The organism is Bacillus cereus group sp. MG4, assembly GCF_040460055.1.
GTDB classification, from domain to species: Bacteria; Bacillota; Bacilli; order Bacillales; family Bacillaceae_G; genus Bacillus_A; species Bacillus_A wiedmannii.
Map to the genome: position 1 here is coordinate 3,141,537 of NZ_JARVGZ010000001.1, position 26,974 is coordinate 3,168,510.

Consider the following 26,974-nt stretch of genomic DNA (forward strand, 5'->3'; position numbering starts at 1 on the left):
AAGAATCCCCTTTTAAATAAAATAACCTCATCAATAGACTATCAGGTCATCATACCTTTCAGCCTAAAAATAAAAAAAACGTTTAAGAAAACGTTTTCAACAACTTTCATTTATACTGTACCATAACAATTTCTATTTAAAAAGATTTTTTTGAAAATTTTATTATTTAACGAAAAAATCTTACAAAATCGTCATGTTCTTGTAATGTTCATCGATAGAAAGCTTGCCAAAACTATTGCATAATAATAGTATAACAACGGACATTATTTATGAGGTGATATATATGAACGGAAACAAAATATTAGCAGCTTTATCATACTTTAGTGTATTATTTGCCCCTATCTTATTCCCTATTATTGTGTGGATTGTGGGCGATGCGGAAACGAAACCACATGCAAAACGTGCTCTATGGACACACATTATCCCAAGTATCGCTACATTCATTGGCGTAACTATTTTAGGAATTATGGGTCTTGGATCTGATCAACCGGATGTAACACTGGGCATCGGTACAATGATTGTCTTATGTATTTGCGGAATCATTAGCTTATACTACTTTATTTGGAACATCGTGAAAGGTATTAAAGTACTGAAAGCTTAATCTCTTTTTAAACAAACGTTTGATTAAAAAGAAAAACCGTCCCAAAAGGTATTTTGGGACGGTTTTTTATCTTCTGCGTTTCTTCTTTTTTCTCATCATTTTCTTGCGGCGCGTATTCACTTTATCCGCTATAATGTGAAGCATACTTGCCACAACAATTCCCATTATGAACGTTACAATTTCAACTTCATGTTCCTTCGCAATTTCTATTAAATTCCCATCAAGCGCGATTACATTTAATAGGAATAAAAACGGAGAAAACACAATTAACATGTATGCAATACGAATCACATCACCAAGTATAATTGTATGTGTAAAGAAGGATCGATGCGGCATGACCTTCTTATACGGATACCAAAATATACGTAGGAACCCCCATTTATTATACGCATTACTATATGTATCTAAATCCGGCGTTAAAAATGAAGTACCTACTAAAAAGCCAATTGCAAAAGTTAATAAAAAATCCAAGTTTGTTAATCCATACGAAAAGAGCAGAAACAAAACAACCGGAAGGGATATTAAGTTTATTTTCGTATGCGTTCTTCCTGATGGCATAATGCACTTCCTCGCTTACGTTCGCCCTGTCACCATATGACAGTTCTCACCTATTGATCTAATTTCTGATCGATAAAGGATGTGTCTATATCCGAACCAAACCATTCTGCCAACTTCACTCGTGCCCTATCTTTCACCTCTTCATTGACGTATAACGACGCTTGTAATAGAGCAGCCATTAACGCCCCTAAATCATCTGTATAACCAACTCCAGCAATGAAATCTGGGATGGCATCAATTGGTGCAATAAAATAAGCAAGTGCTCCAATCACAATAATTTTCACTCGCTTTGGAACATCAGGTCTTTGCAAAACATAAAACAATAATAAACTTGCATAAATGACCGACTGTCCCGCTTGCTTTGCAACATGTTTTGCTTTCTTCCAAAACGCTTCAACTGAAAATTTTTGTTCCATGTAAAAGCCTCCCTATTTTTTTAAAGAAATAAGCTACAATATGTTATCAGTAAAAGTTCATCAAAATTACACATAATCTATCAATGAACTTTCATTGTAACAAACAAACGAAAAAAGAACAAGTGTTCGTTAATTTTTACATACTTCCCTTCATATAATAGGTTTCTAGATAACCACTCACCCATTGTCATTTCTTATTTCTCAACAAGAAAATTTTCACTTTCACTTAACATTCTGCTCTACCTTTGTTATATTTTCTAGTTGACGGACATATAAACGAATGTTAAAGTTTTCTCTGGTAGTGACAAATCTTATACAAAAAATGTAAAATGTTATAGTGTTTCTCAGAAATGAATTTTGTTGTATAATACAGAAATGACGTTATGCTTATGAGCAGCACAAGAAACCAAAAGGGTATGCATAGTTATAGTCGTATATGGGTGAATATAGAACCTCTAATTATGGCCAAGAAAACTATGTATTTTTTATTTTAGCATTTTTCGCTCCAAAATCGACCAAGCCTGATAGAGAAAGGGTGGAAATGAATGAAAGAAACCTTGAAATCACAATTTCAAAATGTGCGTTTCACTGTATTCGTAGCTTTAGCTTTATGGCTGAAGACGTATCTTATTACACGCACAAGCTTTGATTTAAAACTTGAATCTTTCATGCAAGAATTCATTTTATTCCTTAGCCCATTAGCAGCATCATTACTGCTTGTTGGTCTTGCATTATTTGCAAAAGGGAAAAAACGTAACTATATAGCACTTGGAATTAATTTTGTTTTAACAATCGTTCTTGTTGGTAACGTAATGTTCTACGGATTCTACAATGACTTCGTTACTTTACCAGTACTAGGACAAACATCTAACTTTGGAAGTTTAGGTTCTAGTGTGAAAGAATTGTTTAACTACAAAATTATCCTTGCATTTGCTGATATTATTGTATTCTTCATTTTATTGAAGAAGATGAAGAATTTTGCACCGACAGAACGTGTAGCACGCCCAATGCGTTCCCTATACTTCGTGTCAACAGTTGCTATTTTCTTCGCAAACTTAGGACTTGCAGAAGCTGAGCGTCCTGAACTATTAACACGTTCATTCGACCGCGTTATGCTTGTTAAAAACTTAGGTTTATATGTACACCAAGTGTATGATCTTGGCTTACAAGCAAAATCAAGTTCACAAAAAGCTTTTGCTGACGGTAGCAAATTACAGGAAACAGAGAACTACGTAAAAACAACGCAAAGCAAACCAGATCCAAATATGTTTGGTACGGCAAAAGGGAAAAACGTAATTGTTGTCTCTCTTGAGTCATTACAAACATTCTTAATTGGTGCAACAGTTAACGGACAAGAAGTTACACCATTCTTAAACCAATTTACGAAAGAAAGTTATTACTTTGATAACTTCTTCCATCAAACTGGGCAAGGAAAAACATCAGATGCTGAATTCTTAGTAGATACTTCCATGTATCCGCTAGACCGTGGTGCTGTATTCTTCACACACGGTAATAACGAATATACAGCAACTCCAGAAATTTTACGTGAGCAAGGATATCACACATCAGTATTCCACGCGAACAACGCAACATTCTGGAACCGTAACATTATGTATCCGGCACTTGGTTATGATCGTTACTACAACGAACTTGACTACAAGATTACGCCAGAAACCAAATTAAATTGGGGATTAAAAGATATCGAATACTTCGATCAATCTGTCGATATGTTAAAAGAAGTGAAGCAACCGTTCTACACTCGCTTCCTTACTTTAACAAACCATTACCCATTCACTTATGATGACAGCACGAAATTAATCGATGAATACAATTCTGGTGATGGCGTATTTGACCGTTACATGGTAACTGCTCGCTATTTAGACGAAGCAATGAAACACTTTATTGAACGTCTAAAAGCAGAAGGTATTTACGACAACTCAGTTATCGTATTCTACGGTGATCACTACGGTATTTCTGAAAACCATAACCGTGCAATGGCACAGTTCTTAGGAAAAGAAGAAATCACTGCATTTGACCATATGAACTTACAAAAAACACCGATGTTTATTCACGTTCCAGGTCAAAAAGAAGGTAAAACAATTTCAAAACCAACTGGTGAAATTGACATTAAACCAACAATTCTAAACTTACTTGGTGTAGATTCTACGAATCAAGTTCAATTTGGTCATGATGTATTCTCACCAGAAAATAAAGGATTTGTTGTTCTTCGTGACGGTAGCTTCGTTACAGATAAGTACATGTACACGAACAGTACATTCTACGACCGTACTACTGGCGAAGTTGTACAATTACCAAAAGAAGAATCTCAACCACTCATTGATCGTGCCCAAAATGAGTTGAACATGTCTGACAAAATCATTGAAGGTGACTTACTTCGCTTCTCTGAAAGCAACAAGACCAAAACTGGTGAAGTAAAGACAGCTATTAAAGAAGAAAAGAAGAGCGCTGAGTAATCTCAGCCTCTTTTTTTTTATATTTCTCTATACAATCACTTATATTCATTAACTTTAACATTACATAACCTTTACCAAATATTCACATAGGATTAATGAAACATCCCTATAATAAAATATGTAAGCGAGGTTCTATATATTTCTTATCTCTCATCTGTAATAAGATCCCTTAAAGAAATATATGAATCGTTTATTTCTACTTTCTTATAATTGTCTTTCACTATGTTTTGTTTCCATACACAAAACATTCAATAAGACGATGTCCCTATGAAAGATAGCTACCCTCCTTGTGCAGCATTCCATCAGAATGTTGCTTTTTTTTATTCAAAAGCAGGATTCTTATTTCTCATTTTCGAATTTGTATATACAAAATGCTGTAAATCACTACTACTTCTCTACCATTTACAAATACATATACGTCATATGTAAAGAAGTACTCACATAGAAATTACTATAGTGATTTTTATTCCGAATGAAAGCTTCACTTTACTTATGCACTTACGAAAGGATGGGACGGAAATTGGCATATGAAAGATTTGTACTTTGGAATGATGCAGTTATTGATACAACGAAACAAAAAACGTACATAGAACTTGAAGAAAGAGGCTTGCAGTTTGGAGATGGTGTCTACGAAGTTATTCGCCTATATAAAGGAAACTTTCACTTATTAGATCCGCATATCACAAGATTATATCGCTCCATGGAAGAAATAGAATTATCACTCCCTTTCTCAAAAGCAGAACTTATTATCCTACTTTACAAACTAATTGAAAATAATAATTTCTACGAAGATGGAACGATTTATTTACAAGTATCTCGTGGTGTACAAGCTCGTACCCACACATTCTCATATGACGTCCCTCCTACAATCTATGCCTATATTACGAAGAAAGAAAGACCAGCGTTATGGATTGAATATGGTGTACGTGCTATATCAGAACCAGATACGCGCTGGCTACGCTGTGATATCAAATCATTAAATTTATTACCCAATGTATTAGCCGCTACGAAAGCTGAACGTAAAGGTTGTAAAGAGGCTCTTTTCGTACGAAATGGTACTGTAACTGAGGGAAGCTATTCTAATTTCTTTCTCATAAAAAACGGAACTCTCTACACACATCCAGCCAATCACCTTATTTTAAATGGCATCATTCGTCAATATGTCCTTTCTTTAGCGAAAACCCTTCGCATTCCGGTAAAAGAAGAACTGTTTAGCATTCGCGATGTTTATCAAGCGGATGAATGTTTCTTTACAGGAACGACGATTGAAATTTTGCCGATGACTCACCTTGATGGAACTGCCATCCAAGATGGTCAAGTTGGCCCTATCACAAAAATGCTACAAAAATCCTTTTCTCAAAGCTTGTTACAATCCAATATGTCATCTTCTTAAATACGAATAATTTCTAACCTTTCTACATTCAATATATGTATTTAAATGGAAATCAAGGTGTAATTTATGCCTTGATTTTTTCTTGTAATCTTTTTGTCATATTCAGATTCCCGCATAAGTCTTGACAGTAATCGACATGCTCTTTAGAATTTTTAACAGTTGGTAAATATTTCTTCACTACATTACAGACAGAAAGGAATCGACAAATTATGAAAAAATACCTTGCCGGTCTTGCGGCAGTGTCTGTAGCAGGAGGCGCAGCACCTACACTTGATAGTGTTCAAGCTGCCCCTGAACAAAATACACAAAAAGCTGCTACAACTGTCCAAGCTTCTGCATCAAACAGCTCATCTTATACGGTAAATGCTAGCGTATTACATGTTCGTGCAGGATCAAGTACTTCTCACGACATCATCTCTCGCGTTTATAACGGTCAATCACTAAACGTGATTGGCGAAGAAAATGGTTGGTTCAAAATTAACATTAATGGAAAAACAGGCTTTGTTAGCGGTGAATTTGTATCAAAAAATGGTGCAAGCAATTCCAATGTAAGTACAACAGGTGGAAAAAATAAAGTTACTGCTGATGTATTACGTGTACGTACCGCTCCTAACACTTCTAGTTCTGTTTCAGGACGTGTATATGAAGGACAAGCATTAAACGTAATTGGTCAAGAAAATGGTTGGGTGAAAATCAACCATAATGGACAAGTTGGCTATGTAAGTGGCGAATTCGTATCTGGTGTTTCTTCTAATGCAGGTTCTTCAAACAACAATACGAATAATAACAACCAAGAATCTGTAAAACCAGCAAGCGGAAATTATACAGTAAATGTATCTTCCCTTCGTGTTCGTACAGGTCCTAGCACTTCTCACACAACTGTAGGGTCTGTTACAAAAGGACAAGTCGTACAAGTTGTTGGCGAAGTTCAAGATTGGTTCAAAATCAATTACGCTGGACAAGCTGCTTACGTAAGCAAAGACTACGTAACAAAAGGCGGTTCTAGCGACAACGTTACACAAGGTAACAAACAAGAACAAAATAATAATGTAACCGTTCAAACTGGTGGTACTTACGTTGTTAACGCAACATCTCTACGCGTTCGTACAGGCCCTGCTGCTTACCATAGTGTAATTGGTGGCGTGTTAAATGGTACTACATTAAACGTAGTTGGATCTGAAAACGGTTGGTTTAAAGTAAACTATCAAGGAAAAACAGGTTTCGTTAGTAGCGAGTTTGTAAAATTCGTTAAAGGTGGCACTGCTACTCCTGAACAGCCAAAACAACCTGATCAAGGTGCAATTGGCAACTACTACATTAATGCTTCTGCCTTAAACGTACGTAGCGGCGAAGGTACAAATTATAGAATCATAGGGGCACTTCCACAAGGACAGAAGGTTCAAGTAATCTCTGAAAACTCTGGATGGAGCAAAATTAACTACAACGGTCAAACTGGTTACATCGGAACACGTTACCTTTCTAAAACACCAGTTGGTGGCGCAGTAGATAATAAGCCTAACAACAACCAAAATAACAATCAAAACAATAACAACAATAATACAGGCAATAATAGCGGCGACAGTTCTTCCATACTTGCATATGCAAAAGGAATGCAAGGCGTACCGTACGTTTGGGGCGGTACTTCTGCTACTGGTGTTGACTGTAGTGGTTACATCTACCACGTATTTAAGAAATTTGGTCATAACATTAGTCGTCAAAGTGTTGCAGGATATTGGAGTAGCCTACCACAAACTTCAAGTCCACAACCAGGTGACTTAATTTATTTCAAAGATACTTATAAAGCAGGTCCTTCTCATATGGGTATTTACCTTGGAGGCGGATCATTTATCCAAGCCGGAGATAAAGGTGTAGCAATCGCTTCACTAAGTAACTCTTATTGGAAGAGCCATTTCTTAGGATACACAAAAGCACCTTAAGTTATATTTTTAGAGCCTTCTAGATTACTAGAAGGCTCTTTTTAATATATGTCACCTATATCCCCGAAAAAATAATGTATCCATTTCCCTATTTCATACACTATATTCTACAAAAACACTCCATAACGTTATCATAATGTATATTTTTACATAAAAAACATAACCTATTTCATGTTTAATCATTTTATATGTGTTTTTTTAAAGAATTTTCTTTTTATTTAAACTTTTCGTTAGACGTTTGACCTCCGATGTCCATTATGATAAGTTACTTAAGATGTTATATTCGTAAACGTATAGACAACTGGTTTATACACTTTTTTTACTATGAGGAAGGAGCATACACTGCATGAATCTTTTATGGGGAATTGGCGGCGTGATTGGAGTATTAGCAATTGCTTTCTTACTATCTTCCAACCGCAAAGCTATTAATTGGCGCACAATTTTAATCGCGCTAGCATTACAAATGTCATTTTCATTTATCGTATTACGATGGGATGCCGGAAAAGCAGGTTTAAAATACGCTGCAGATGGCGTTCAAGGATTAATTAATTTTTCTTACGAGGGAATTAAGTTCGTTGCTGGGGATTTAGTCAACGCAAAAGGCCCTTGGGGATTTGTTTTCTTCATTCAAGCACTACTTCCAATCGTATTTATTAGTTCATTAGTTGCAATCTTATATCATTTCGGTATTATGCAGAGATTTGTTAGTGTCGTTGGTGGCGCATTAAGTAAACTTCTTGGAACTTCTAAAGCAGAAAGTTTAAACTCAGTAACAACTGTATTTTTAGGACAAACTGAAGCTCCAATCTTAATTAAACCTTACTTAGCACGTTTAACAAATAGTGAATTCTTCACTATTATGGTAAGCGGTATGACAGCTGTTGCCGGATCAGTTCTTGTCGGCTATGCAGCAATGGGTATTCCGTTAGAACACTTATTAGCAGCAGCAATTATGGCAGCTCCATCAAGTTTATTAATTGCGAAATTAATTATGCCAGAAACAGAAAAAGTAGATAATAACGTTGAACTTTCTACAGAACGTGAAGATGCAAACGTTATTGACGCAGCGGCACGTGGTGCATCTGAAGGTATGCAACTTGTTATTAACGTAGCAGCAATGTTAATGGCTTTCATCGCATTAATCGCTTTATTAAATGGCTTATTAGGATGGGTTGGTTCTTGGTTCGATATTAAACTGAGCCTTGATTTAATCTTCGGCTACTTACTATCACCATTTGCAATCTTAATCGGTGTTTCTCCTGGTGAAGCTATACAAGCAGCAAGCTTTATCGGTCAAAAACTTGCAATCAACGAATTCGTTGCATACGCAAACTTAGGACCACACATGGCAGAGTTCTCTGCAAAAACAAATTTAATTTTAACATTCGCAATCTGTGGATTCGCAAACTTCTCTTCTATCGCAATTCAATTAGGTGTAACAGGAACGTTAGCTCCTACTCGCCGTAAACAAATTGCACAGTTAGGGATTAAAGCAGTTATCGCTGGTACATTAGCAAACTTCTTAAATGCAGCAGTTGCAGGTATGATGTTCCTATAAAATGACGCAAAGTCTCCTCTTTCTAAAGAGGGGACTTTTTATTATATGTTGTATATTTTTTTGGTATATATTAAATACTTTATGCTTAAATATAAGAACATTATGATACAATAATTAGTAAGTCTGTTTATTTTTTCTTGCAAAATAGAGATACTACTTGTTGTTGCTCTCCAAAATAACCTAGTCATCCGGTCTATTTCTTAATAATTGTGCATACTACAAGTATCCTTGCATGAATTACCTTTAAGGAGGAAAGTTTTGTGAAAAATAACTTCTATAAAGTCCTCTCTATGTGGATTTTACAAATTTTATTTTATTTTACAACTGTACATGTAACGCAATATGAGCATGCTCTCATTTTTACAATTATATATGTAATTGTTAATGTACTATTTCTATTATTAACTGATAAAACTGCATTTGTTCTTTTTATATTAGGAACCATTACTTCGGTATTCTATCTGTTCTACCAAGCATGGCTTTACTTATGGAGTACATCGGAACAATGGGAATACATTATTACTCACTTCCTAATGGCAGCAAACTTCTTCATCATATATATCTCCACTCATTTATTAAAGAAGGTTATTCATGAAAATAAAGAATTAACCGAACGTGTGAGAATATTAGAACAATACATTGGAGAATCAAAATTATTAACAAGACAAGAATTCGAAAGACGACAAGCATTATTAATCACTGCAATGAATCGTCGTAATGAAACAGGTGTTATTATTTACTTTGATTTCAATTCCTTTAGTAAATATACAAAGGAAAGTGTTATGAACCGTGTAGCTTCATTATTAGTTGAAACGATAAGAGATGACTTTGATCTTGCTGCTGAATACGATAATAATAAGCTAGTTATTTTATTACAAAACACAAATGAAGCCGGTGCTGACATTGTAATGAACCGTCTAAAGCCAAAAATGGAGCAATGGCTTGCTGCTGAAGCGATCCAAGATATACAAATTTCACGCGAGCAAATTGGGAACAAAGGAAAGACGTTATTATGATGACACTCGTTATACTGCTTTTATTCCTTCTGTTTTGCGTACTCGTTTTTTGGATTAGCATCACATTTTCGATTAAGTATATACTTATCTTTACAGCCTTTCTATTCTCTGCCTTACTTGTTTACTATTCTTTCTTAACACTCGCAGGTTTAGTTCACCGAAATAGTAAACGAAAAGATCGTACGCTAGAACATTATCCAAGCGTCGACATTTTAATACCAGCCCACAATGAAGGGGTCGTTATTAAAGATACTTTAGAGGCGATGGCAAAGATTGAATATCCAGGTAAACTAACTGTTTATTTATTAAACGATAACTCTCAAGATGAGACACCTGAAATTGGTGACGATTTTGACAAAGCTTATGCTCATATCCGTCACATTCGTGTTCCGGCGGGTGAACCAAAAGGGAAATCGCGTGTATTAAACTATGGTCTTAGTATTTCAGATGGTGAATACTTCTGTGTGTATGATGCAGATAACCAGCCTGAACCACATGCACTGCGAATGCTTGTAGAACACGCTGAAACAACCGAGGATGCTGTTGGAGCTGTTGGTCACGTTCGTACTGTAAATGAAAACAGAAACTGGCTAACACGAATGATTTCATTAGAATTTCAAATCTTCCAGCTCCTTATGCAATCAGGACGCTGGTTACTATTCCAAACAGGTTCACTAACAGGAACAAATATGCTTCTTCGTCGCTCTGCATTAGAAGAACTTGGCGGTTATGACCCGTATGCAATTGCAGAAGACGCTGAATTAACATTACGAATTACACAAAAAGGCTATCTCTTACCAATCGTTCCAGAATCGATTACATGGGAACAAGAACCTGAGCATTTAAAAATCCTTATTAAGCAGCGTACACGTTGGCTCCAAGGGAACTTGTACATTTTAGAAAAAATGTTTTCTTCCTTAAGTTTCTTTAAAGGAAAACTTCTCGTCCATTCCTTACAACAAGTTTTAGTGTATGTTGTATTTTGGCTATTCTTAATCATCTCGAACGTTTGGTTTGTAATTGGGTTACTCGGGATATTCCAAATTCAATATAGCATTCCGCTACTATTTATGTGGTATGTCGCATATATTACATATGTTTCTCAATTATTTAGTGCCCAGAGTGTGGAACGAACCTTTACACCAACTAATATTTTTATTAGTGTTATCATGTACTTTACGTACGCACAGCTCTTTACGTACTTATTCATTCGCAGCTTAATTTTATACTTACGTGCAAAGAGCAAGAAACAAGTCATTGGCTGGGATAAAACAGTTCGATTCAAAAAAGAAAAGTAAAACTTTAATCAGTGGGAGTTCTCCCACTGATTTTTATTTACAAAATAAAAATCAGCACAGAGCGCCGTATGCTCTGTGCTGATTTATTGCCGTATAAATTATATATATCAGACAATACCCCTTAGCTGAAAGTAATTTCACGTCCATCCCCCAACGAACGATTGACCTTCATTTATATACGAAAAAGTGATTGCTATTTTTGTAGAACCAATTGCTTCTCTTGCTGTTCTTTGCGCGTTTCAGTCTTAGGTTCCGTGCTTTCTTGGACACTACGATGTGCCACACGTTTCAAACAAATATGCTTCCACTTTCTTTCGTAACGTTTCATTATTCTAGATGTCCCCCTTGAATGCGCTTTAAAACTATTTGAAATCGCTTACAGGAAATAATATAGCACATATACATAAACGTGACAACACATTTCCGACAATTTTTTGTCAAAAATACAAATAGAATCCGCAAGATATCGAACATTGTCGAAATTTATCGATTTATCTTCGTATAAAAGGCATACTACTTACATAGTAAAGTATTTTATTTCCCTGACTTGCAGTTAAAATTCCTTCTATATAAAAAAGAGCTGATATATAATCAGCTCTTTTTTCTTCTATTATTAATGACGCTTCATACGTCCTTCTTTTTGTAACTCTTTAAATAATGCCGCCATCATAAAGAAGATAACGAAAACGAATGGGAATGCCGCAATGATAGCTGCCGTTTGCAGTGCTTCTAATCCACCAACATATAATAAAGTAGAAGCTATCGCTGCTAAAACGATACCCCAAATCATTTTAATGCGGTTCGGCGGATTTAAACTACCATGTGTCGTTAACATTCCTAAAACAAATGTCGCAGAATCTGCTGATGTAATGAAGAATGTTGCAATAAGTAGAATACCTAATACTGATAAGGCTGATCCAAAGCTTCCCATCTGATCGAACATAGCAAATAATCCTACTTCTGTTCCCATCTCTTTCACTTTTTCAAAGATATGTGCATCACCAAACAGCTCCATATGAATACCAGTCCCGCCGAAAACAGAGAACCAAAGCGCACCGATTACAGTCGGTACGAGTAACACACCGATAACAAACTCACGAATCGTACGTCCTCGTGAAACACGGGCAATAAACGTACCTACAAATGGTGACCATGCAATCCACCATGCCCAATAGAAGATTGTCCACGACTGAATCCATTGGTTTCCACCTTCATCTAATGGACTTAAGCGGAAGCTCATGCTTGGCAATTCCTGAATATAAGAACCGATTGTTGAAGTGAAGTAATTCATAATAAAGTTTGTTGGACCTGCAAATAATACAATAATCATAAGTGCAAACGCCAAAATAATATTCGCATTACTTAAATATTTAATTCCTTTATCAAGACCTGTTTGCGCAGATAACATAAATAACACGGTTACGATTGCAATAATAACTAACTGTGTCGGCAATGAATTTGGGATAGATGTTAAATAACTAACACCACCAGCAATTTGTTTCGCACCAAGACCTAATGATGTTGCGACACCAAACACAGTTGCGAAAACAGCTAACACATCAAATGAATGAGCAATACGTCCATGTTCCCCGCTTTTGAATAACGGGCCTACTGTCGCACTAATTGTACTTGCTTTTCCTTTTCTAAAAGTAAAGTAAGCAATACACAGCGCTACAAATGCATATAGTCCCCACGGATGTAATCCCCAATGGAAAAATGAAAAACGTAATGCAAGACGTGCACTTTCCTCAGTTGCACCTTCTCCAAACGGAGGTGCGTACAAATGGTTTAATGGTTCAGCAACGCCCCAGAAAACTAAACCGATACCCATACCAGCGCTAAATAGCATAGCAAACCATGTCATATAACTATAATCAGGTTCATCATCATCTTTACCTAAACGAATAGAACCGTATTTCGAAACAATTAAAAAGATAGACACCCCTAAAATAATAGAAACAGAAATAATATAGAACCATCCAAACTTACTAACCAATGCCGTTTGAATCGCAGTCGTTACATTTCCTAGGCTACCTTTTCCAATAATAGATTCGGGAATAATCCCCCAAATTGTAAATGCAATACATAATGTTAATGAAACGATGAATGTTTTTGTCAGTTTCCTCATCAAATCCCCCTTCGTAGGTTTCACTTTTGTAAATAACATAAATTCCGATATGTAAAATCGGATAGAAAACTATAATTTTACGGTGATTTTCTTACTTTCACCTTCACCAACTAGAATTCTTATGGACAGCCTTACCTTCCGTATAATCTTTTTACTCTGCAAGAGCTATAAGATCGAAATACTGCTGTCAAATTGTGCGAGAAAAATGCGGATGGGAATGTGTTTTCCCAAAAAAGGATGTGTTACAGATGTAAAAAAGGGCATTTTTCTTCCTTGCAACCCTTTCTGTTTGTAACAATTATGCGGTTTTTTTGCTAGTATATAGCACGTGTTTATAGTTTCACAAACGAAATGTTTATGTTTATATAACTATATTACCCATAAAACGGTAAAATACTCAAGGAATGTAACTGTTTAGTAAACATTATGTAATACTCCTGTAATGTTTTTATTTACGCCGAAAACAATATGTTGTATTAAATATTTTGAATATAAGTAGAAACCTACTAATCATATAGAATGAAAAACGCTTTCTTATATTTTTTGCTATATTACAGGATGTTAACGACTGATTACGAATGGTTTGTAATTGTGTGTTTTCCTCAAATCCGAAAAAATCTGTTGCTATAATGAGGACACGAAAACAAACGCAATGGAGGCTATCATGAAAAAATTAATTGGAATAGCAACAGCAGCAGTTTTTGGTCTTGGGATTTTCACATCATCTGCTAATGCAGAAACTGTTGTAACAACAGACGTACTAAATGTACGCGAAAACCCTACTACGGAATCAAAAGTTGTCGGTAAATTACTAAACGGGAATAAAATAGATGTTCAAAATACAGAGAACGGATGGTCAAAAATCACTTTAGATGGTAAAGACGCATTCGTAAGTACAGAGTTTACAAAAAGCATCTACTACGTAACAGCTAACGTATTAAACGTACGTGCTGAAGCGAACACAAACTCAGAAATTCTTGGAACGTTGAAGAAAGACGATATGATCGAAACAACGAACCAAGTACAAAATGAGTGGTTACAATTTGAATATAACGGGAAAACAGCTTATGTTCACGTTCCTTTCTTAACAGGTACAGCACCTGTTATCGAGAAACAAGAACAACCTGCTCCTGCTAAAACTGTAGCACCAGCTAAAGCGCAAGCACCTGCAGCACAAGCAAAACCAGCTGCTAAGCCTGCTGTGAAAGCTGCTGAGACTAGCGAACCTTCTGGTGGTCGTGAGTTAACAGTTGTAGCTACAGCATATACAGCTCACCCAAGCGAAAACGGTGGCACATACGGTGGCCGTGTATTAACTGCAATGGGTCATGACTTAACAGCGAACCCAAACATGAAAATGATCGCTGTTGACCCGAAAGTAATTCCATTAGGATCTAAAGTATGGGTTGAAGGTTACGGAGAAGCTATCGCTGGAGATACTGGCGGTGCAATTAAAGGTAACCGTATCGACATTCTACTTGGATCAGATAGCGCTGCTCAAAAATGGGGACGCAAAACTGTTAAAGTGAAAATTTTAAAATAACCAATGACTGCTAAAGCCGGTTCTCTTTGTTGAGAGCTGGCTTTTATTTTTTTATAATAACTATAAGGAGGTTATGTTCATGAATGTACAAGCAAAAGTAGACTGGATCGGTACACCAAAACCGTATATATATAAAGATGAAGTAACATACGACGCTACTTCCATTGACTTTTCACTCGCTGGCGATGACAATCGATATAAATTAATTGTGCTCAGCTTTGAAGAAAATACACATTACAAAATTGTCCAATATGGAATCAAACCCGGCTCACAAAAGCCATTTCCTATCGATATTCCATTCGAACAAAACATGTTACCAATTATAGAACAAATATTACATGATCCATATGTGCAAGCGATATTAAAGGAAACGCGCTCATAATTGTAAAAAAGGATATCACCTCGTCGGATTTTTTCGGCTAAGTGATATCCTTTTTATTTTCCCTTCGTAAACAAGAGTAGAGAAAAATATATTAACGGTTCGACACAAAATATCGATTTACCGACAAAGATTGACAAGAGAAGTAAACTACAAAAAAGATGCCGTTCAAAAATATTGAAAAACACCTTTCCATCTCCATTCACAGTTACAATATGATAATCCAAATTTCATTTTTTCTGTTTTGAGCATTTTTTGTTTATAATGGTAAAGGAAAGAAATATGTGTACGGAGGAATATTATGCTGCAACACTCAATTACGAAAGATGAAATTATGATGATTGCGAATGAGTTCGTTCAAGGACTAGATCCACAGCAAACAGCTGATCAGGAACATGTCGCTACAGCTCGGCACCTATATCGTAGTGGTGTTGTCTACAACGTTGACTTTGATGGTTATACGCTATCAGGAACTGTAGATGCTGCAGGCAGCGTATATAGCGTCCATATCCCGATTCGTAACGTCGCTGAAAGCTATTGCGATTGCTTTGCACCAACGCAATGTGAGCATATGCTCGCTGTTTTACTATCTGCAGCATCTAGTTTCGGGCAAGTAGGAGATGTATTAACTTTATTTAAAAATAATACGAAACCTTCCCTTCCTCCTATTCGAACTGCAAGACAAGTATTGCAATCATCAGCGTTTGAAGAAACGGATTATAAAAGTTGGCAATCGTATTTTGACAACGAATATGAATCATTTAAAAAAGAACAAGCTCGGCTTACTTATAAACAAATGTATTTTCTTATGAGTATTTTTACAGACTTCTATACGAAACTCGAGCGGAAAGCTCCGCGTATCGTTGCGATACATGAGTTGTTCAGGCTACACGCAGCGCTTTATTGCTTTCAAAAATTATTAGAAGAAATTCAGGACTTCGAAGCAAATAAAACGTATTCGTATCACCAGCCTGTTAACGTCGTTCGCTTATTTGTAGATAAAGTGGAATCCATCGTTCGGGACTTACAATCAGAAGCGATTCCTTCAGAGTCTGAAGCAATTTTGCAAGAAACAGCTCGTCTCGTTCACGAAGTATTCTTCTCCACCGATGCCTATACGCAAGAAAGATTTTTTATTTATCGTCACATATGGAGTGAACTCTTACACAATAAAGAGAAACTGCAAGAAGAAAAGCGAATCGATACGAAAATCAATCCACTTTCCAAAGCATTAGCATCTTCTCACCTACTCTTTTTAAATGACGAAGACCTATTAGCGATGGACTTACTAAAAAAACAGCCTGCTTCTGTTGTAAGTCTGTACTTCTATTGGTTAGAAGAGCTATTAAATACAATGCAGTGGGATCGTGCGAAAAACTGGCTTTCCTTTACGTATAAACAAGTGAAGAAAACGATACATGAGCACGAAAATACGATTTTCATAAAAGATATCGTTCGCTTATTTGTCATCATGTATGAAACGTATGCAACCCATACAAATGAACAAGCCGGACTCGAAATGATTTTGCAAGAGCTACTACCATATAGTTTTGCAAACTATGAGCAATACGTACTCGCGAAAAAGCAATATCGTACATGGGCAGAACTTCAGCTCTTACATGGGTTTGAAGCAATTGAACTTTTGAAAGAGCCGCTGAAAGATATTGAAAAGGAAGCACCAGAAGCAGCCCTTCCTCTTTATCACCTTGCTGCTACCGAGGCCATTGAAGAGCGAAACCGCAAATCATATAGACGTGCAGTTCGTTACTTAAAGAAATTACGTACATTATATAAACGATTAAAGCGCACTGATGAATGGGATGCTTTCATTATTCACATCGCAAACCTACATTCACGTCTGCGTGCACTACAAGAGGAATTACGGAAAGGAAAATTAATCGATGATCAATCAAACTGAAGTAACAATTAGGCTCCAGCACGTTAGTCAAGGTTGGTTCCTTTGGGGAGAAAATGACAGCGGTACTCCATTATCCGTAACAAGTTGGAAACGAAATGCATTTACGTGGCACTCCACTTCCTTCTACGGCACGTTTCTAAAAGAAGCGACCTTTGAAGGAAAACAAGGTGTTATGCTAACAAACGCACAAGCATTTGAATACATCGCTAATAAACCGATGAACTCCTTTGCACATATTCAAATGAATGGCCCTATTACAGCACTTACGAAAGATGCGAACGAATTATGGGATGCCTTCACAAGCGGTAGCTTCGTACCTGATATGGAGCGTTGGTCTCAGCAACCATCTTGGAAAGTGCAAAATACCCCAATCGAAGATGACACATTGGCATCTCTTTTCTCGGCCGCGGTAAATGAAAGCATATTACAAGATAATCGTTCAAACGATGGATGGGAAGATGCCAAGAGACTTTATGAACATTACGACTTTACGAAAAGACAATTGGATGCAGCACTACATGAAGAAGATTGGCTTCGAAAAATTGGTTACATTGAAGATGACCTTCCCTTTACAATCGGACTACGGCTACAAGAGCCGCAAGAAGAATTTGAAATGTGGAAGCTTGAGACGATTGTTACACCAAAGCGTGGGGCACATCGCATATATGTATATGAAAGTATCGATTCTTTGCCAAAACGATGGCACGATTATGAAGAACGTATTCTTGAAACACAAGAAGGATTCAGTAAGCTCGTACCGTGGTTAAAAGAAGGCGATACATTCCGAAGTGAGCTCCTTGAAACAGAAGCGTGGAACTTCTTAACAGAAGCAAGTAACGAATTACTCGCTGCAGGTATTACGATTTTACTGCCATCCTGGTGGCAAAATTTAAAAGCGACAAAACCAAAATTACGTGTGCAACTGAAGCAAAATGCCACGCAAACGCAATCTTTCTTCGGCATGAATACACTCGTTAACTTTGACTGGCGCATTTCAACAAACGGCATTGATTTATCCGAAAGCGAATTTTTCGAACTCGTTGAACAAAACAAACGGTTATTCAATATAAATGGTCAATGGATGAGACTGGATCCAGCCTTTATTGAAGAAGTACGAAAGCTTATGAACCGTGCCGATAAATATGGACTAGAAATGAAAGATGTCCTTCAGCAACATTTATCAAACACTGCTGAAACAGAAATTGTAGAAGAAGATAGTCCATTTACCGATATTGAAATCGAGCTAGATGGATATTATGAAGAGCTATTCCAAAAACTATTGCACATTGGAGATATTCCAAAAGTAGATGTCCCTTCTGCACTAAACGCAACACTCCGTCCGTATCAACAACATGGCGTTGAGTGGTTATTATATTTAAGAACGCTTGGATTCGGAGCATTATTAGCTGACGACATGGGACTTGGAAAAAGCATTCAAACGATCACTTACTTACTATATATAAAAGAGAACAATCTCCAAACAGGCCCTGCTTTAATCGTGGCACCGACATCTGTTCTTGGAAATTGGCAAAAAGAATTTGAGCGTTTCGCACCAAATTTACGTGTTCAGTTACATTATGGAAGTAACCGAGCGAAAGGCGAATCATTTAAAGACTTCCTTCAATCAGCAGATGTTGTATTAACATCTTATGCATTAGCTCAGCTTGATGAAGAAGAACTTAGTACGTTATGCTGGGATGCTGTTATTTTGGATGAAGCACAAAATATTAAAAACCCACATACGAAACAGTCGAAAGCAGTACGAAACTTGCCAGCAAATCACAAAATCGCTTTAACCGGTACACCGATGGAAAACCGACTTGCCGAGCTTTGGTCTATTTTTGACTTCATTAATCATGGATATCTCGGCAGCTTAGGACAATTCCAGCGCCGCTTCGTCTCACCAATTGAAAAGGACCGTGACGAAGGAAAAATCCAACAAGTTCAACGTTTTATCTCGCCGTTTTTACTGCGTCGTACGAAGAAAGATCAAACCGTCGCATTAAACTTGCCTGATAAACAAGAACAGAAAGCGTACTGTCCACTTACTGGTGAACAAGCTTCCTTATATGAACAACTTGTTCAAGATACATTGCAAAATGTAGAAGGATTAAGCGGGATTGAAAGACGCGGATTTATATTACTCATGCTGAACAAACTTAAACAAATTTGTAACCATCCTGCTCTTTATTTAAAAGAAACAGAACCAAAAGACATCATCGAACGTTCCATGAAAACGAGCACGCTAATGGAACTAATTGAAAATATAAAAGATCAAAATGAAAGTTGTTTAATCTTCACACAATACATCGGTATGGGGAACATGCTAAAAAATGTGTTAGAAGAACATTTCGGTCAGCGCGTCCTCTTCTTAAACGGTAGTGTACCGAAGAAGGAACGTGACAAAATGATCGAGCAGTTCCAAAACGGAACGTATGACATTTTCATCTTATCGTTAAAAGCAGGTGGAACTGGCTTAAACTTAACCGCTGCCAACCATGTCATTCACTACGACCGTTGGTGGAATCCAGCTGTAGAAAACCAAGCAACAGACCGCGCATATCGTATTGGTCAAAAACGCTTCGTTCACGTTCATAAACTTATTACAACGGGGACACTCGAAGAGAAAATTGATGAAATGTTAGAAAGAAAACAATCCTTAAACAATGCCGTCATTACAACCGATAGTTGGATGACCGAACTATCTACAGATGAACTAAAAGAATTACTTGGTGTATAAACAAAAGGAGCTAATCTCAAAAGATTAGCTCCTTTTTCTACTCCAAAACCAATTGCTTATTATAATTCCTGTTAATCCGCCGCACGTATCCAGTAATGAATCTTGCCACATCGGTGTACGATCTCCCGTAGTCCATTGATGAATTTCATCAAATGTTGCATATCCCGCAACGAATAGAAGAGCGTATAGGAAGCACCTTTTTCTCGAATAACCCGATCGATGAAAAGCATAATACGTCAATGAACCGAGCATAAAGAACACCATAAAATGAGCACCTTTACGAAGGAAAAACTCAATAAATCCGCCTACACCTTTATTTGCAATGCTAACAGGTGTACCACCACCATAATCGATAGATACCCACGAAAAATGCTCTTCCACAAACTCAACATTTACATATTGTTCAATATCCGAACGCATATCCTGCTTTTTATATGGTTGTGCCGAGGAATAGAAAATCAACCCCATCCATAGTAAAACAGGAATCCAAAATAACCATTTACGATTCATTCTTCCGAAACCCCTCTCTTAGTCTTTTAAGCGTACCAAAAAAAAGAATAAATTTCACGCCAAAACATGACATTCACACCCTATTTATAAAGTGAAAGGGGGTGATAAACATGGCAGTCGAAACAATCGTAACGGACTTAACTTTACGTCTTGTCTTAAACAGTGGATTAGATAAGAACGGAAAAACAGCTTTTAAGCAAAAACAATTTAAGCGTGTTAAAACAAACGCAAACTTAGAGCAAGTACAAAACGTAGCACGTGCTCTTGCTTCTTTACAAGCATCACCGCTTCACGCTATACAACTTGTTAGCACATCAGATCTTTCTACCCTATAAGGTGGAACTTTAATCAGTGGCGGGCATCCCCCGCTGATTACACCGATCGCCCTACCCGCATATAACACGATAAATAAAAAGGAGGAAATAACGTATGCAAGTACTAGAATTAATTTTCACGAAAGAAGATGGAAAAACAGTTGTTTTTTCTGTCGAAAAACCTATCACACCCGTCGATGCACAAGTCGTAAATCAAGTAATGGATACCATCCTTGCCTCATCTGTATTTTCATCAATTAATGAAAATACCAGAAAAAAAGGAGCCCATCTCGTAGAAAAGAATGTATCTGAAGTTCCAATTAACTTATAAATAAAAAGACGAATCTGCATCATTTTGCAGATTCGTCTTTTTTCTTCGGCATTTCAATCGGAATAAAGATTTTTGAAAAACCGACGCATACATATTTATAGTGTTCTCCGCCTATATCAAACTCGGTCGTATATGTTGAGAAGAAAATATAATCATTTCGCTTTGTATAATTCTCGATTAATAATCCAACTTGTGGCTCAACATATTTTTTCGCCAACTTCTTACCAGCCGATGCTAAATCGCCAAGGAGACCCTCTTCATTTTCCTTTTGAACTTCGTCTAGCTTCTTACTTACATCATTACGTTTCATAAACTGCTTCGCTGCCCAGTCTGTATATTCACCTTTACTCGGATTACTATTTGCTAAATATACTAGAAGCACGACAACTAGAGCCATAATAATATACTTTTTCTTCATACTATCTCACCGCCTACTCTTTTCTATTTTCATATATATGTACAAGCGATGCAAATTAGAAAGACTAACATCTATTGATTGTAAACGAATAGTCAAAATTTACAATATGAAACAGAATATTAATAATTAATTTACTTAATTCGTATATAATTATATTTGGTATTACTATCATTTATAAGGGAGGAATCAAATTTATGAATGAAGAAAATGATATTATTATTTCTAATTCTACAATGATGTTGGAACCTTACAAGCACCCTTATTATCGTACCAAAATTATCGACAGTAGCGGGAACCATCTTTACTCCTGTCAAACTGCTCTCCAACTCATCAAGCAATCTTGTCTAACCAATATTCACTCTACTTATCAAGGTAGACGTAATGCAGTCCAAACAAACTTTAAATTTAAACAAAATGTCCCAATTCCAATTAATCATCGAGAATATATTTGTGCTTTCCCGACAGAATCTCCTTCTTCTCCAAACTGTATATGGCTATTTTATAACCATATAGATGACATAGAATTTTTCAAAAAGATTAAAAAAGCTAACATTCATTTCTCAAATGGCACTATTACAACAATACATATCAGTCCCCATAAGTTAAAACAGCAATTATTAAAAGCTGGATACGTATTATCACGTATGAACATGCAAGATTCACTACAATTTAAAAACCTCTTATTACATTTACTACCTTAACAGAATAAGTAGAATGGAAAGCAATATCCATTGCCTTCCATTCTTATAATCATATTTATTCTCTTAAACTATTTCGCATTTTCTCAAGTGCTTGCCGATACACCCACCTCACTTGATAATAAGTCATTTCCATCTCGTTAGCGATCTCCCCCATCGTCTTCCCTACAAAAAAACGTTCGAAAATAATATACTTCTCCTTCTCATCTAATACACTCATAAAATCCTTTGCTCTCATTCCAACATCTTCAACCGAAAAAATCTCCTCATATTCACCTACGTAAACATTCCTTTCTTGCAGCGCGGACTCTTTCTTCAACCTCTCCAATATATAACCACGCACCGTTACAACTGCATATGCAGGAAAACTTCCTTTCTCCGCATCATACCTTTCATACGCATGCCAAAGACCAATTAAACCACATTGATGATACTCTTCATGATCTTGATAAATACCTAACTTCTTTATTTGGTTTACAATCATTCCTTCATACAACACAACTGCCTCTTTAAAAGTTGCTGGTTTCACACAGTACCCACTTCTAAAAGGTATACCTCTTTGTTATTCCGCCGGTACCTCCACAATATAAAAATAAAGAAGCGATTTCACTGTGAGTAATTTCAAATACTACCGCCGAAATTTGAAATTACACGAAGTAGAATTTCAAATTCTGTTGGTCGTATTTGAAATAAGGGTAAAAATAAAAAAGGTGACTCTCGGGAGAGCCACCTTTTAGTCTAATCATATTATACCGGCAAACCTGGTAAAAACTTTGCCATCAATACAACAATCGCAGCTAAGAATACAGCCTTAATAATGAATAAAACGATAATTGGAATAGCTGCTTTCACTTTACTTAATCCTGCTGTAACTTGTAATCCTAACCAAATTAAAACTAAATTCCATAAATAGAACACTTCAATTGAATTAGCGATTCCATATGCAAGTGAGCCTTTCTCAAATAACGGACCTAAACTTGTATACGCAGTTGGTGCAGCACCTAAAATTAAAGCTATAATACCATTAATGAGTCCACCAATAATAACAATAATATCCGCGTATACAATAATCATTACTATTTTTTTATAAGAAGTATCATTCCCGTAAAACATCATAAACACTTTATAAATAGCTGCAACAACTAATGTTGCAATCATAACACCTACTATTCCCCATATCGTACTAGAAATTACATTTGATACAAGCGATCCCTGCTCTGCAAGTGCACCACCTAATTTCTTTTGCATTTCAATCATCTCAGGTGATATATACGTAATATACGAATTTAAACCACCCACAAGTCCTTGTAATAGCGCCACTATGAAGAACATACCCCAAACTTTCTCAGTCGTCTTCATTCTCTCAAACTGTAAACCAGGAGAAGTAATCATTCCGAACAATGATGGCTTCTCGCCGCCAGCTTTTTGCGTATTCACATTAGCTTCCATTATAACGCCTCCTTCTATTTATATAACCCGTTCTAACGGGCGGTTCACTTCCTCACATAGAGGCTACGAACCGCCCACTAGAACTGTAATGTGTAGTTCTACTACACTATTAATTACTCATAACGTAATGCTTCAATTGGATCTAATTTCGCAGCTTTGTTTGCTGGAATTAATCCGAAAACAATACCAAGTGTCATAGAGAATAGCACTCCTCCAACGACAACTTCCCATGAAACGAGCGGTGGCCACTTCGCAAATGTGGAAACGATATATGCCCCGCCATACCCAAGACCAATTCCGATTAAGCCACCTAGAAGCGTTAACATGACTGCTTCAATTAAAAACTGTAATAAAATTTTACTACGCGTCGCTCCAAGCGCTTTACGTACTCCAATTTCGCGCGTACGTTCTGTTACAGATACGAGCATAATGTTCATAACACCAATACCACCAACGACTAGTGAAATACCAGCGATACCGCCGATAATCATTGTCATAATACCGGTCATCTTTGAAATACCTTCTTGAAGTTCTTTTAAATTCATAACTTCGTACTTACCAGTTGCATCACTCGGTTTACGACTGTTTAAGACATCTGCAGCTTTTTTACCTGCTTTTTCTAAGTTATCTACATTTTTTGCTTGAACAGAAATATTTTGAATCTCATCTTTTCCATACAGTGTCGGCCATAATGAAATTGGAATTAGTGCTTCTGATGGCCCCATTCCCATAAACTCGTTATCTGATTTGTAGACACCGATAATTTGCATCGGTTGACCCTTCATTTCAATAATTTTACCGACTGGATTGGCATCCTTAAACACCTTTCCTTCCATTTGTTTACTAATCATGACAACGTTATTACCTTGATCCACATCTGATTCTTGTAAAGAACGTCCCTTTAACAACTTTACTTTATTTACTGAAAAATACTCACTGTCTAATCCAGTAATACTCACCATTTCTACTTTATCTTCAATATCAAGTGGTTCCATACTTGAATTTGTTGTTACAACATGTGCGATTTCTGGAATTTTTTTAATTTCAAAAATATCTTCTTCAGTTATTTTCGGTGCTTCTACCATCCCCATACCAAAAGGATCATTCATATCAGCACTATAATGAATCGGAACCGTTTGATTACCTGACCCAACAAATTGAGATTTCAATGCAGCTTCCCCGCCTTGCCCAATCGCAACGACGGTAATAATAGAGCCTACACCGATAATAATCCCAAGCATCGTCAAAGCCGAGCGTAGTTTATGAGCCAAAATAGACGATAAGGCAATTTTCATACTATCTAGTAAACTCATACTGCACACCTTCTATCTTCTGTAACTTTCCCGTCTCGCAGTACAATGCGGCGAGACGAATAAGCCGCTACTTCCTCTTCATGCGTAACCATAACAATTGTCGTACCTTCTGCATTAAGGTTCGTAAAAATATCCATAACTTGCTCACCAGACTTCGTATCTAGTGCACCAGTCGGCTCATCGGCCATAATGAACGTTGGGTTATTCGCAATTGCCCTTGCAATCGCTACACGTTGCTTCTGTCCACCTGATAATTCATTCGGTAAATGATGTACGCGGTCTGCTAATCCAACTTTACCTAACGCCTCTAAAGCACGCTTACGACGTTCTGCTTTCTTCACGCCACCATATACGAGCGGAAGTTCAACATTTTCCACCGCTGAAAGACGTGGTAGTAAATTAAAATGCTGGAACACAAAGCCGATATATTCATTACGAATTAAAGCAAGCTTTGACTCGTCTGCTGTTAAGATATTCACATCATTCAGCATATATTCGCCTTCTGTTGGACGATCTAAACAACCAATAATGTTCATAAGCGTTGACTTACCAGAACCAGAAGGCCCCATAATCGAAACAAACTCACCACTCTGAATCGTTAAACTAATACCATGCAAAATCGGCACTGCCAACTTTCCTTGATAATACGTTTTAGCAATATTATTTAGCGTAATCATTTCTCTTTCACTTCCATTCCGTCATACACGTTGTCGGAAGGATTTTTAACCACCTTTTGCCCCACTGTTACGCCTTCAGTAATTTCTGTCCAGTCTCCATCAGTAGAACCTTTTTTCACATTTTGTTTACGAAGCTTTCCTTTATCCTCAACATAAACAAATGCATCATCGTCTTTTTCTACAATGCTCTTAGTTGGAACAGCAATCATCGTCTTATTCTCTAAGTTTACTTGTAATGAAACATGGTAACCTGGAGATAAACCGTCTTGACTATCAAGACTTGCTTTATATGTATATTGGGACATATTTTGAGTTGCTTCACCTACACCACCAGCTTGACCCATCTCTACACTCGTTGGGAATTCACTTACCTCTGTAATTTTACCTGTCCACTTCTTCTTATTATTCGCTTTCGCAGTTACAGTAAATTTTTGATCTGGTTGAATTTGTGACTTTTGAAGCTCAGTTAACGTCCCTTGAACTTGGAACGGGTCTTTAGAAGCAACTTGTAAAAATGCCTTCCCTTGTCCACCTAACGCTTGAGATGAACTTTGCGCCGCATCTTTATCTAACTTTTGAACAACACCAGCAAAATTACTATAAATTGTAAGCTCTTTCTGCTTTTTACTTAACTCTTCTTTCTGCAACTTCCCTTTTTCTTTCTCAAGATCAGTTGTCTTTTGCGCCATCTCTAACTCACTTACTTGCTCTTCCATCGGATCTGTTACTTCTTTCCCAGCTCCGCTATCTTTCACCTTCTTAATTTCTTTCTTGAGCGAATCAATCTTCTTTTTCCCTTGATCATAACGCATATCTGCCATCTTCTGATCAAGCTCAGCTTGCTTCATTTGAAGATTAATCTCTTCATTATCATAAGAGAATAACTTCGTACCTTTCTCTACCTCTTGTCCCTCTTTTACCTCAATATCTTTCACTTTTCCTTTGGCCGGATCCGCATAGAAACTTTCAATATTCCCAGGCTTAACCTGACCAGAAACTAACTTCGTATTATTCAGCTTACGCTCTGTCACTTTCTCAAAACTTACAGCATCAGCCGTTGTTGATGCCCCCTTCTTCTTGCCTTGCATAATAAAAATATTAACTGCCGCTACAATAACAATTAGTGCAATAACCCCGATAATAATCCATTTCTTCTTCTTGTTTGGAGTACGAACCGTATTTTGTAACATATTCTCGCTCCTTTTATAACTTAGTAGTTTAATATAAAAATTGTATAAAACTTTCTGAAAACAGATTACATATTATTACATTCTTTTTACAAAGTTTTACACATCCATTTATATT

24 protein-coding genes are annotated in these 26,974 nt (G+C 36.7%); 14 read left to right on the forward strand and 10 right to left on the reverse strand.

What is annotated here, in order from left to right; genetic code table 11:
- Positions 1–283: 283 nt before the first annotated feature.
- Positions 284–601, forward strand: coding sequence for a magnetosome magnetite crystal formation protein family (locus QCI41_RS16650; RefSeq protein WP_001014100.1), 318 nt, complete (start codon positions 284–286; stop codon positions 599–601).
- A 66-nt stretch (positions 602–667) separates the two neighbouring features.
- Here the strand turns inward: QCI41_RS16650 and QCI41_RS16655 are convergent, their stop codons facing one another.
- Both QCI41_RS16655 and QCI41_RS16660 read right to left on the reverse strand, forming a co-directional pair.
- A complete protein-coding gene (locus QCI41_RS16655) occupies positions 668–1,159 on the reverse strand; it encodes a metal-binding protein (protein WP_353837069.1) in 492 nt (163 codons plus the stop codon).
- A gap of 50 nt (positions 1,160–1,209) precedes the next feature.
- Positions 1,210–1,575, reverse strand: coding sequence for a YkvA family protein (locus tag QCI41_RS16660; RefSeq protein WP_144615044.1), 366 nt, complete (start codon positions 1,573–1,575; stop codon positions 1,210–1,212).
- A gap of 545 nt (positions 1,576–2,120) precedes the next feature.
- Between QCI41_RS16660 and QCI41_RS16665 the strand changes: the two genes are divergently transcribed.
- The 6 genes from QCI41_RS16665 to QCI41_RS16690 all read left to right on the forward strand — a co-directional run bounded on the left by QCI41_RS16665 (position 2,121) and on the right by QCI41_RS16690 (position 11,251).
- Positions 2,121–4,049, forward strand: a complete 1,929-nt coding sequence (locus tag QCI41_RS16665; protein WP_353837068.1) for an LTA synthase family protein — start codon at positions 2,121–2,123, stop codon at positions 4,047–4,049.
- Positions 4,050–4,557: 508 nt separating this feature from the next.
- Complete coding sequence (locus tag QCI41_RS16670; protein WP_353837067.1) at positions 4,558–5,442, forward strand: D-amino-acid transaminase; 885 nt, start codon at positions 4,558–4,560, stop codon at positions 5,440–5,442.
- 209 nt (positions 5,443–5,651) lie between these two features.
- Positions 5,652–7,379: a C40 family peptidase gene (locus tag QCI41_RS16675; protein ID WP_088082106.1), complete on the forward strand. Its 1,728-nt coding sequence runs from the start codon at positions 5,652–5,654 to the stop codon at positions 7,377–7,379.
- A 346-nt stretch (positions 7,380–7,725) separates the two neighbouring features.
- On the forward strand, positions 7,726–8,937 hold the full coding sequence (locus tag QCI41_RS16680) for a NupC/NupG family nucleoside CNT transporter (RefSeq protein ID WP_001051033.1): 1,212 nt from the start codon (positions 7,726–7,728) through the stop codon (positions 8,935–8,937).
- 260 nt (positions 8,938–9,197) lie between these two features.
- Positions 9,198–9,953 (forward strand): GGDEF domain-containing protein, encoded by a 756-nt coding sequence (locus QCI41_RS16685; protein ID WP_353837066.1) that lies wholly within the window; start codon positions 9,198–9,200, stop codon positions 9,951–9,953.
- Entirely contained in the window at positions 9,950–11,251 is a 1,302-nt protein-coding gene (locus QCI41_RS16690; RefSeq protein WP_000988744.1) for a glycosyltransferase family 2 protein, read from the forward strand. Before QCI41_RS16685 ends, QCI41_RS16690 begins: the two co-directional genes overlap by 4 nt.
- Before the next feature lie 613 nt (positions 11,252–11,864).
- Here the strand turns inward: QCI41_RS16690 and opuD are convergent.
- Entirely contained in the window at positions 11,865–13,379 is a 1,515-nt protein-coding gene (gene opuD / locus QCI41_RS16695) for a glycine betaine transporter OpuD (RefSeq protein WP_353837065.1), read from the reverse strand.
- 664 nt (positions 13,380–14,043) lie between these two features.
- Between opuD and QCI41_RS16700 the strand changes: the two genes are divergently transcribed.
- From QCI41_RS16700 to QCI41_RS16715, 4 genes are all read left to right on the forward strand, one after another.
- Positions 14,044–14,922, forward strand: a complete 879-nt coding sequence (locus QCI41_RS16700) for a cell wall-binding protein EntA (RefSeq protein ID WP_353837064.1) — start codon at positions 14,044–14,046, stop codon at positions 14,920–14,922.
- A gap of 79 nt (positions 14,923–15,001) precedes the next feature.
- Positions 15,002–15,304: a DUF3910 family protein gene (locus QCI41_RS16705; RefSeq protein ID WP_046955548.1), complete on the forward strand. Its 303-nt coding sequence runs from the start codon at positions 15,002–15,004 to the stop codon at positions 15,302–15,304.
- A 298-nt stretch (positions 15,305–15,602) separates the two neighbouring features.
- On the forward strand, positions 15,603–17,219 hold the full coding sequence (locus tag QCI41_RS16710; protein ID WP_353837063.1) for an SWIM zinc finger family protein: 1,617 nt from the start codon (positions 15,603–15,605) through the stop codon (positions 17,217–17,219).
- Complete coding sequence (locus QCI41_RS16715) at positions 17,203–19,959, forward strand: DEAD/DEAH box helicase (protein ID WP_353837062.1); 2,757 nt, start codon at positions 17,203–17,205, stop codon at positions 19,957–19,959. Before QCI41_RS16710 ends, QCI41_RS16715 begins: the two co-directional genes overlap by 17 nt.
- 24 nt (positions 19,960–19,983) lie before the next feature.
- Here QCI41_RS16715 and QCI41_RS16720 read toward each other — a convergent pair whose 3' ends face one another.
- Positions 19,984–20,469 carry a VanZ family protein gene (locus tag QCI41_RS16720; protein WP_001080700.1) on the reverse strand — a complete coding sequence of 162 codons (486 nt, stop codon included), beginning with the start codon at positions 20,467–20,469 and terminating at the stop codon, positions 19,984–19,986.
- Between the two features lie 110 nt (positions 20,470–20,579).
- Between QCI41_RS16720 and QCI41_RS16725 the strand changes: the two genes are divergently transcribed.
- Complete coding sequence (locus QCI41_RS16725) at positions 20,580–20,804, forward strand: DUF1659 domain-containing protein (RefSeq protein WP_000257711.1); 225 nt, start codon at positions 20,580–20,582, stop codon at positions 20,802–20,804.
- Between the two features lie 94 nt (positions 20,805–20,898).
- Positions 20,899–21,114 (forward strand): DUF2922 domain-containing protein, encoded by a 216-nt coding sequence (locus QCI41_RS16730; RefSeq protein WP_353837061.1) that lies wholly within the window; start codon positions 20,899–20,901, stop codon positions 21,112–21,114.
- Positions 21,115–21,133: 19 nt separating this feature from the next.
- Here QCI41_RS16730 and QCI41_RS16735 read toward each other — a convergent pair whose 3' ends face one another.
- Positions 21,134–21,532, reverse strand: coding sequence for a DUF4359 domain-containing protein (locus tag QCI41_RS16735; protein ID WP_000731403.1), 399 nt, complete (start codon positions 21,530–21,532; stop codon positions 21,134–21,136).
- A gap of 194 nt (positions 21,533–21,726) precedes the next feature.
- Here QCI41_RS16735 and QCI41_RS16740 point away from each other — a divergent pair, with 194 nt between their 5' ends.
- Complete coding sequence (locus QCI41_RS16740) at positions 21,727–22,233, forward strand: competence protein ComK (RefSeq protein WP_353837060.1); 507 nt, start codon at positions 21,727–21,729, stop codon at positions 22,231–22,233.
- 55 nt (positions 22,234–22,288) lie between these two features.
- Here the strand turns inward: QCI41_RS16740 and QCI41_RS16745 are convergent, their stop codons facing one another.
- The 5 genes from QCI41_RS16745 to QCI41_RS16765 all read right to left on the reverse strand — a co-directional run bounded on the left by QCI41_RS16745 (position 22,289) and on the right by QCI41_RS16765 (position 26,859).
- On the reverse strand, positions 22,289–22,759 hold the full coding sequence (locus QCI41_RS16745; RefSeq protein WP_353837059.1) for a sigma-70 family RNA polymerase sigma factor: 471 nt from the start codon (positions 22,757–22,759) through the stop codon (positions 22,289–22,291).
- 218 nt (positions 22,760–22,977) lie between these two features.
- A complete protein-coding gene (gene yknW / locus QCI41_RS16750) occupies positions 22,978–23,679 on the reverse strand; it encodes a YknW family membrane protein (RefSeq protein ID WP_046960109.1) in 702 nt (233 codons plus the stop codon).
- A gap of 113 nt (positions 23,680–23,792) precedes the next feature.
- Positions 23,793–24,992 carry an ABC transporter permease gene (locus QCI41_RS16755; RefSeq protein WP_353837058.1) on the reverse strand — a complete coding sequence of 400 codons (1,200 nt, stop codon included), beginning with the start codon at positions 24,990–24,992 and terminating at the stop codon, positions 23,793–23,795.
- Positions 24,989–25,669, reverse strand: coding sequence for an ABC transporter ATP-binding protein (locus QCI41_RS16760; RefSeq protein ID WP_353837057.1), 681 nt, complete (start codon positions 25,667–25,669; stop codon positions 24,989–24,991). The genes QCI41_RS16755 and QCI41_RS16760 overlap by 4 nt, the downstream gene beginning before the upstream one ends.
- Positions 25,666–26,859 carry an efflux RND transporter periplasmic adaptor subunit gene (locus tag QCI41_RS16765; RefSeq protein WP_353837056.1) on the reverse strand — a complete coding sequence of 398 codons (1,194 nt, stop codon included), beginning with the start codon at positions 26,857–26,859 and terminating at the stop codon, positions 25,666–25,668. The genes QCI41_RS16760 and QCI41_RS16765 overlap by 4 nt, the downstream gene beginning before the upstream one ends.
- Positions 26,860–26,974 lie beyond the last annotated feature (115 nt).

Coding starts and splice junctions, on each gene's coding strand:
- QCI41_RS16650 (WP_001014100.1), top strand. CDS start 284: ATGAACGGAAACAAAATATTAGCAGCTTTATCATACTTTAGTGTATTA.
- QCI41_RS16655 (WP_353837069.1), bottom strand. CDS start 1,159: ATGCCATCAGGAAGAACGCATACGAAAATAAACTTAATATCCCTTCCG.
- QCI41_RS16660 (WP_144615044.1), bottom strand. CDS start 1,575: ATGGAACAAAAATTTTCAGTTGAAGCGTTTTGGAAGAAAGCAAAACAT.
- QCI41_RS16665 (WP_353837068.1), top strand. CDS start 2,121: ATGAAAGAAACCTTGAAATCACAATTTCAAAATGTGCGTTTCACTGTA.
- QCI41_RS16670 (WP_353837067.1), top strand. CDS start 4,558: ATGGGACGGAAATTGGCATATGAAAGATTTGTACTTTGGAATGATGCA.
- QCI41_RS16675 (WP_088082106.1), top strand. CDS start 5,652: ATGAAAAAATACCTTGCCGGTCTTGCGGCAGTGTCTGTAGCAGGAGGC.
- QCI41_RS16680 (WP_001051033.1), top strand. CDS start 7,726: ATGAATCTTTTATGGGGAATTGGCGGCGTGATTGGAGTATTAGCAATT.
- QCI41_RS16690 (WP_000988744.1), top strand. CDS start 9,950: ATGATGACACTCGTTATACTGCTTTTATTCCTTCTGTTTTGCGTACTC.
- opuD (WP_353837065.1), bottom strand. CDS start 13,379: ATGAGGAAACTGACAAAAACATTCATCGTTTCATTAACATTATGTATT.
- QCI41_RS16700 (WP_353837064.1), top strand. CDS start 14,044: ATGAAAAAATTAATTGGAATAGCAACAGCAGCAGTTTTTGGTCTTGGG.
- QCI41_RS16705 (WP_046955548.1), top strand. CDS start 15,002: ATGAATGTACAAGCAAAAGTAGACTGGATCGGTACACCAAAACCGTAT.
- QCI41_RS16710 (WP_353837063.1), top strand. CDS start 15,603: ATGCTGCAACACTCAATTACGAAAGATGAAATTATGATGATTGCGAAT.
- QCI41_RS16715 (WP_353837062.1), top strand. CDS start 17,203: ATGATCAATCAAACTGAAGTAACAATTAGGCTCCAGCACGTTAGTCAA.
- QCI41_RS16720 (WP_001080700.1), bottom strand. CDS start 20,469: ATGAATCGTAAATGGTTATTTTGGATTCCTGTTTTACTATGGATGGGG.
- QCI41_RS16725 (WP_000257711.1), top strand. CDS start 20,580: ATGGCAGTCGAAACAATCGTAACGGACTTAACTTTACGTCTTGTCTTA.
- QCI41_RS16730 (WP_353837061.1), top strand. CDS start 20,899: ATGCAAGTACTAGAATTAATTTTCACGAAAGAAGATGGAAAAACAGTT.
- QCI41_RS16735 (WP_000731403.1), bottom strand. CDS start 21,532: ATGAAGAAAAAGTATATTATTATGGCTCTAGTTGTCGTGCTTCTAGTA.
- QCI41_RS16740 (WP_353837060.1), top strand. CDS start 21,727: ATGAATGAAGAAAATGATATTATTATTTCTAATTCTACAATGATGTTG.
- yknW (WP_046960109.1), bottom strand. CDS start 23,679: ATGGAAGCTAATGTGAATACGCAAAAAGCTGGCGGCGAGAAGCCATCA.
- QCI41_RS16755 (WP_353837058.1), bottom strand. CDS start 24,992: ATGAGTTTACTAGATAGTATGAAAATTGCCTTATCGTCTATTTTGGCT.
- QCI41_RS16760 (WP_353837057.1), bottom strand. CDS start 25,669: ATGATTACGCTAAATAATATTGCTAAAACGTATTATCAAGGAAAGTTG.
- QCI41_RS16765 (WP_353837056.1), bottom strand. CDS start 26,859: ATGTTACAAAATACGGTTCGTACTCCAAACAAGAAGAAGAAATGGATT.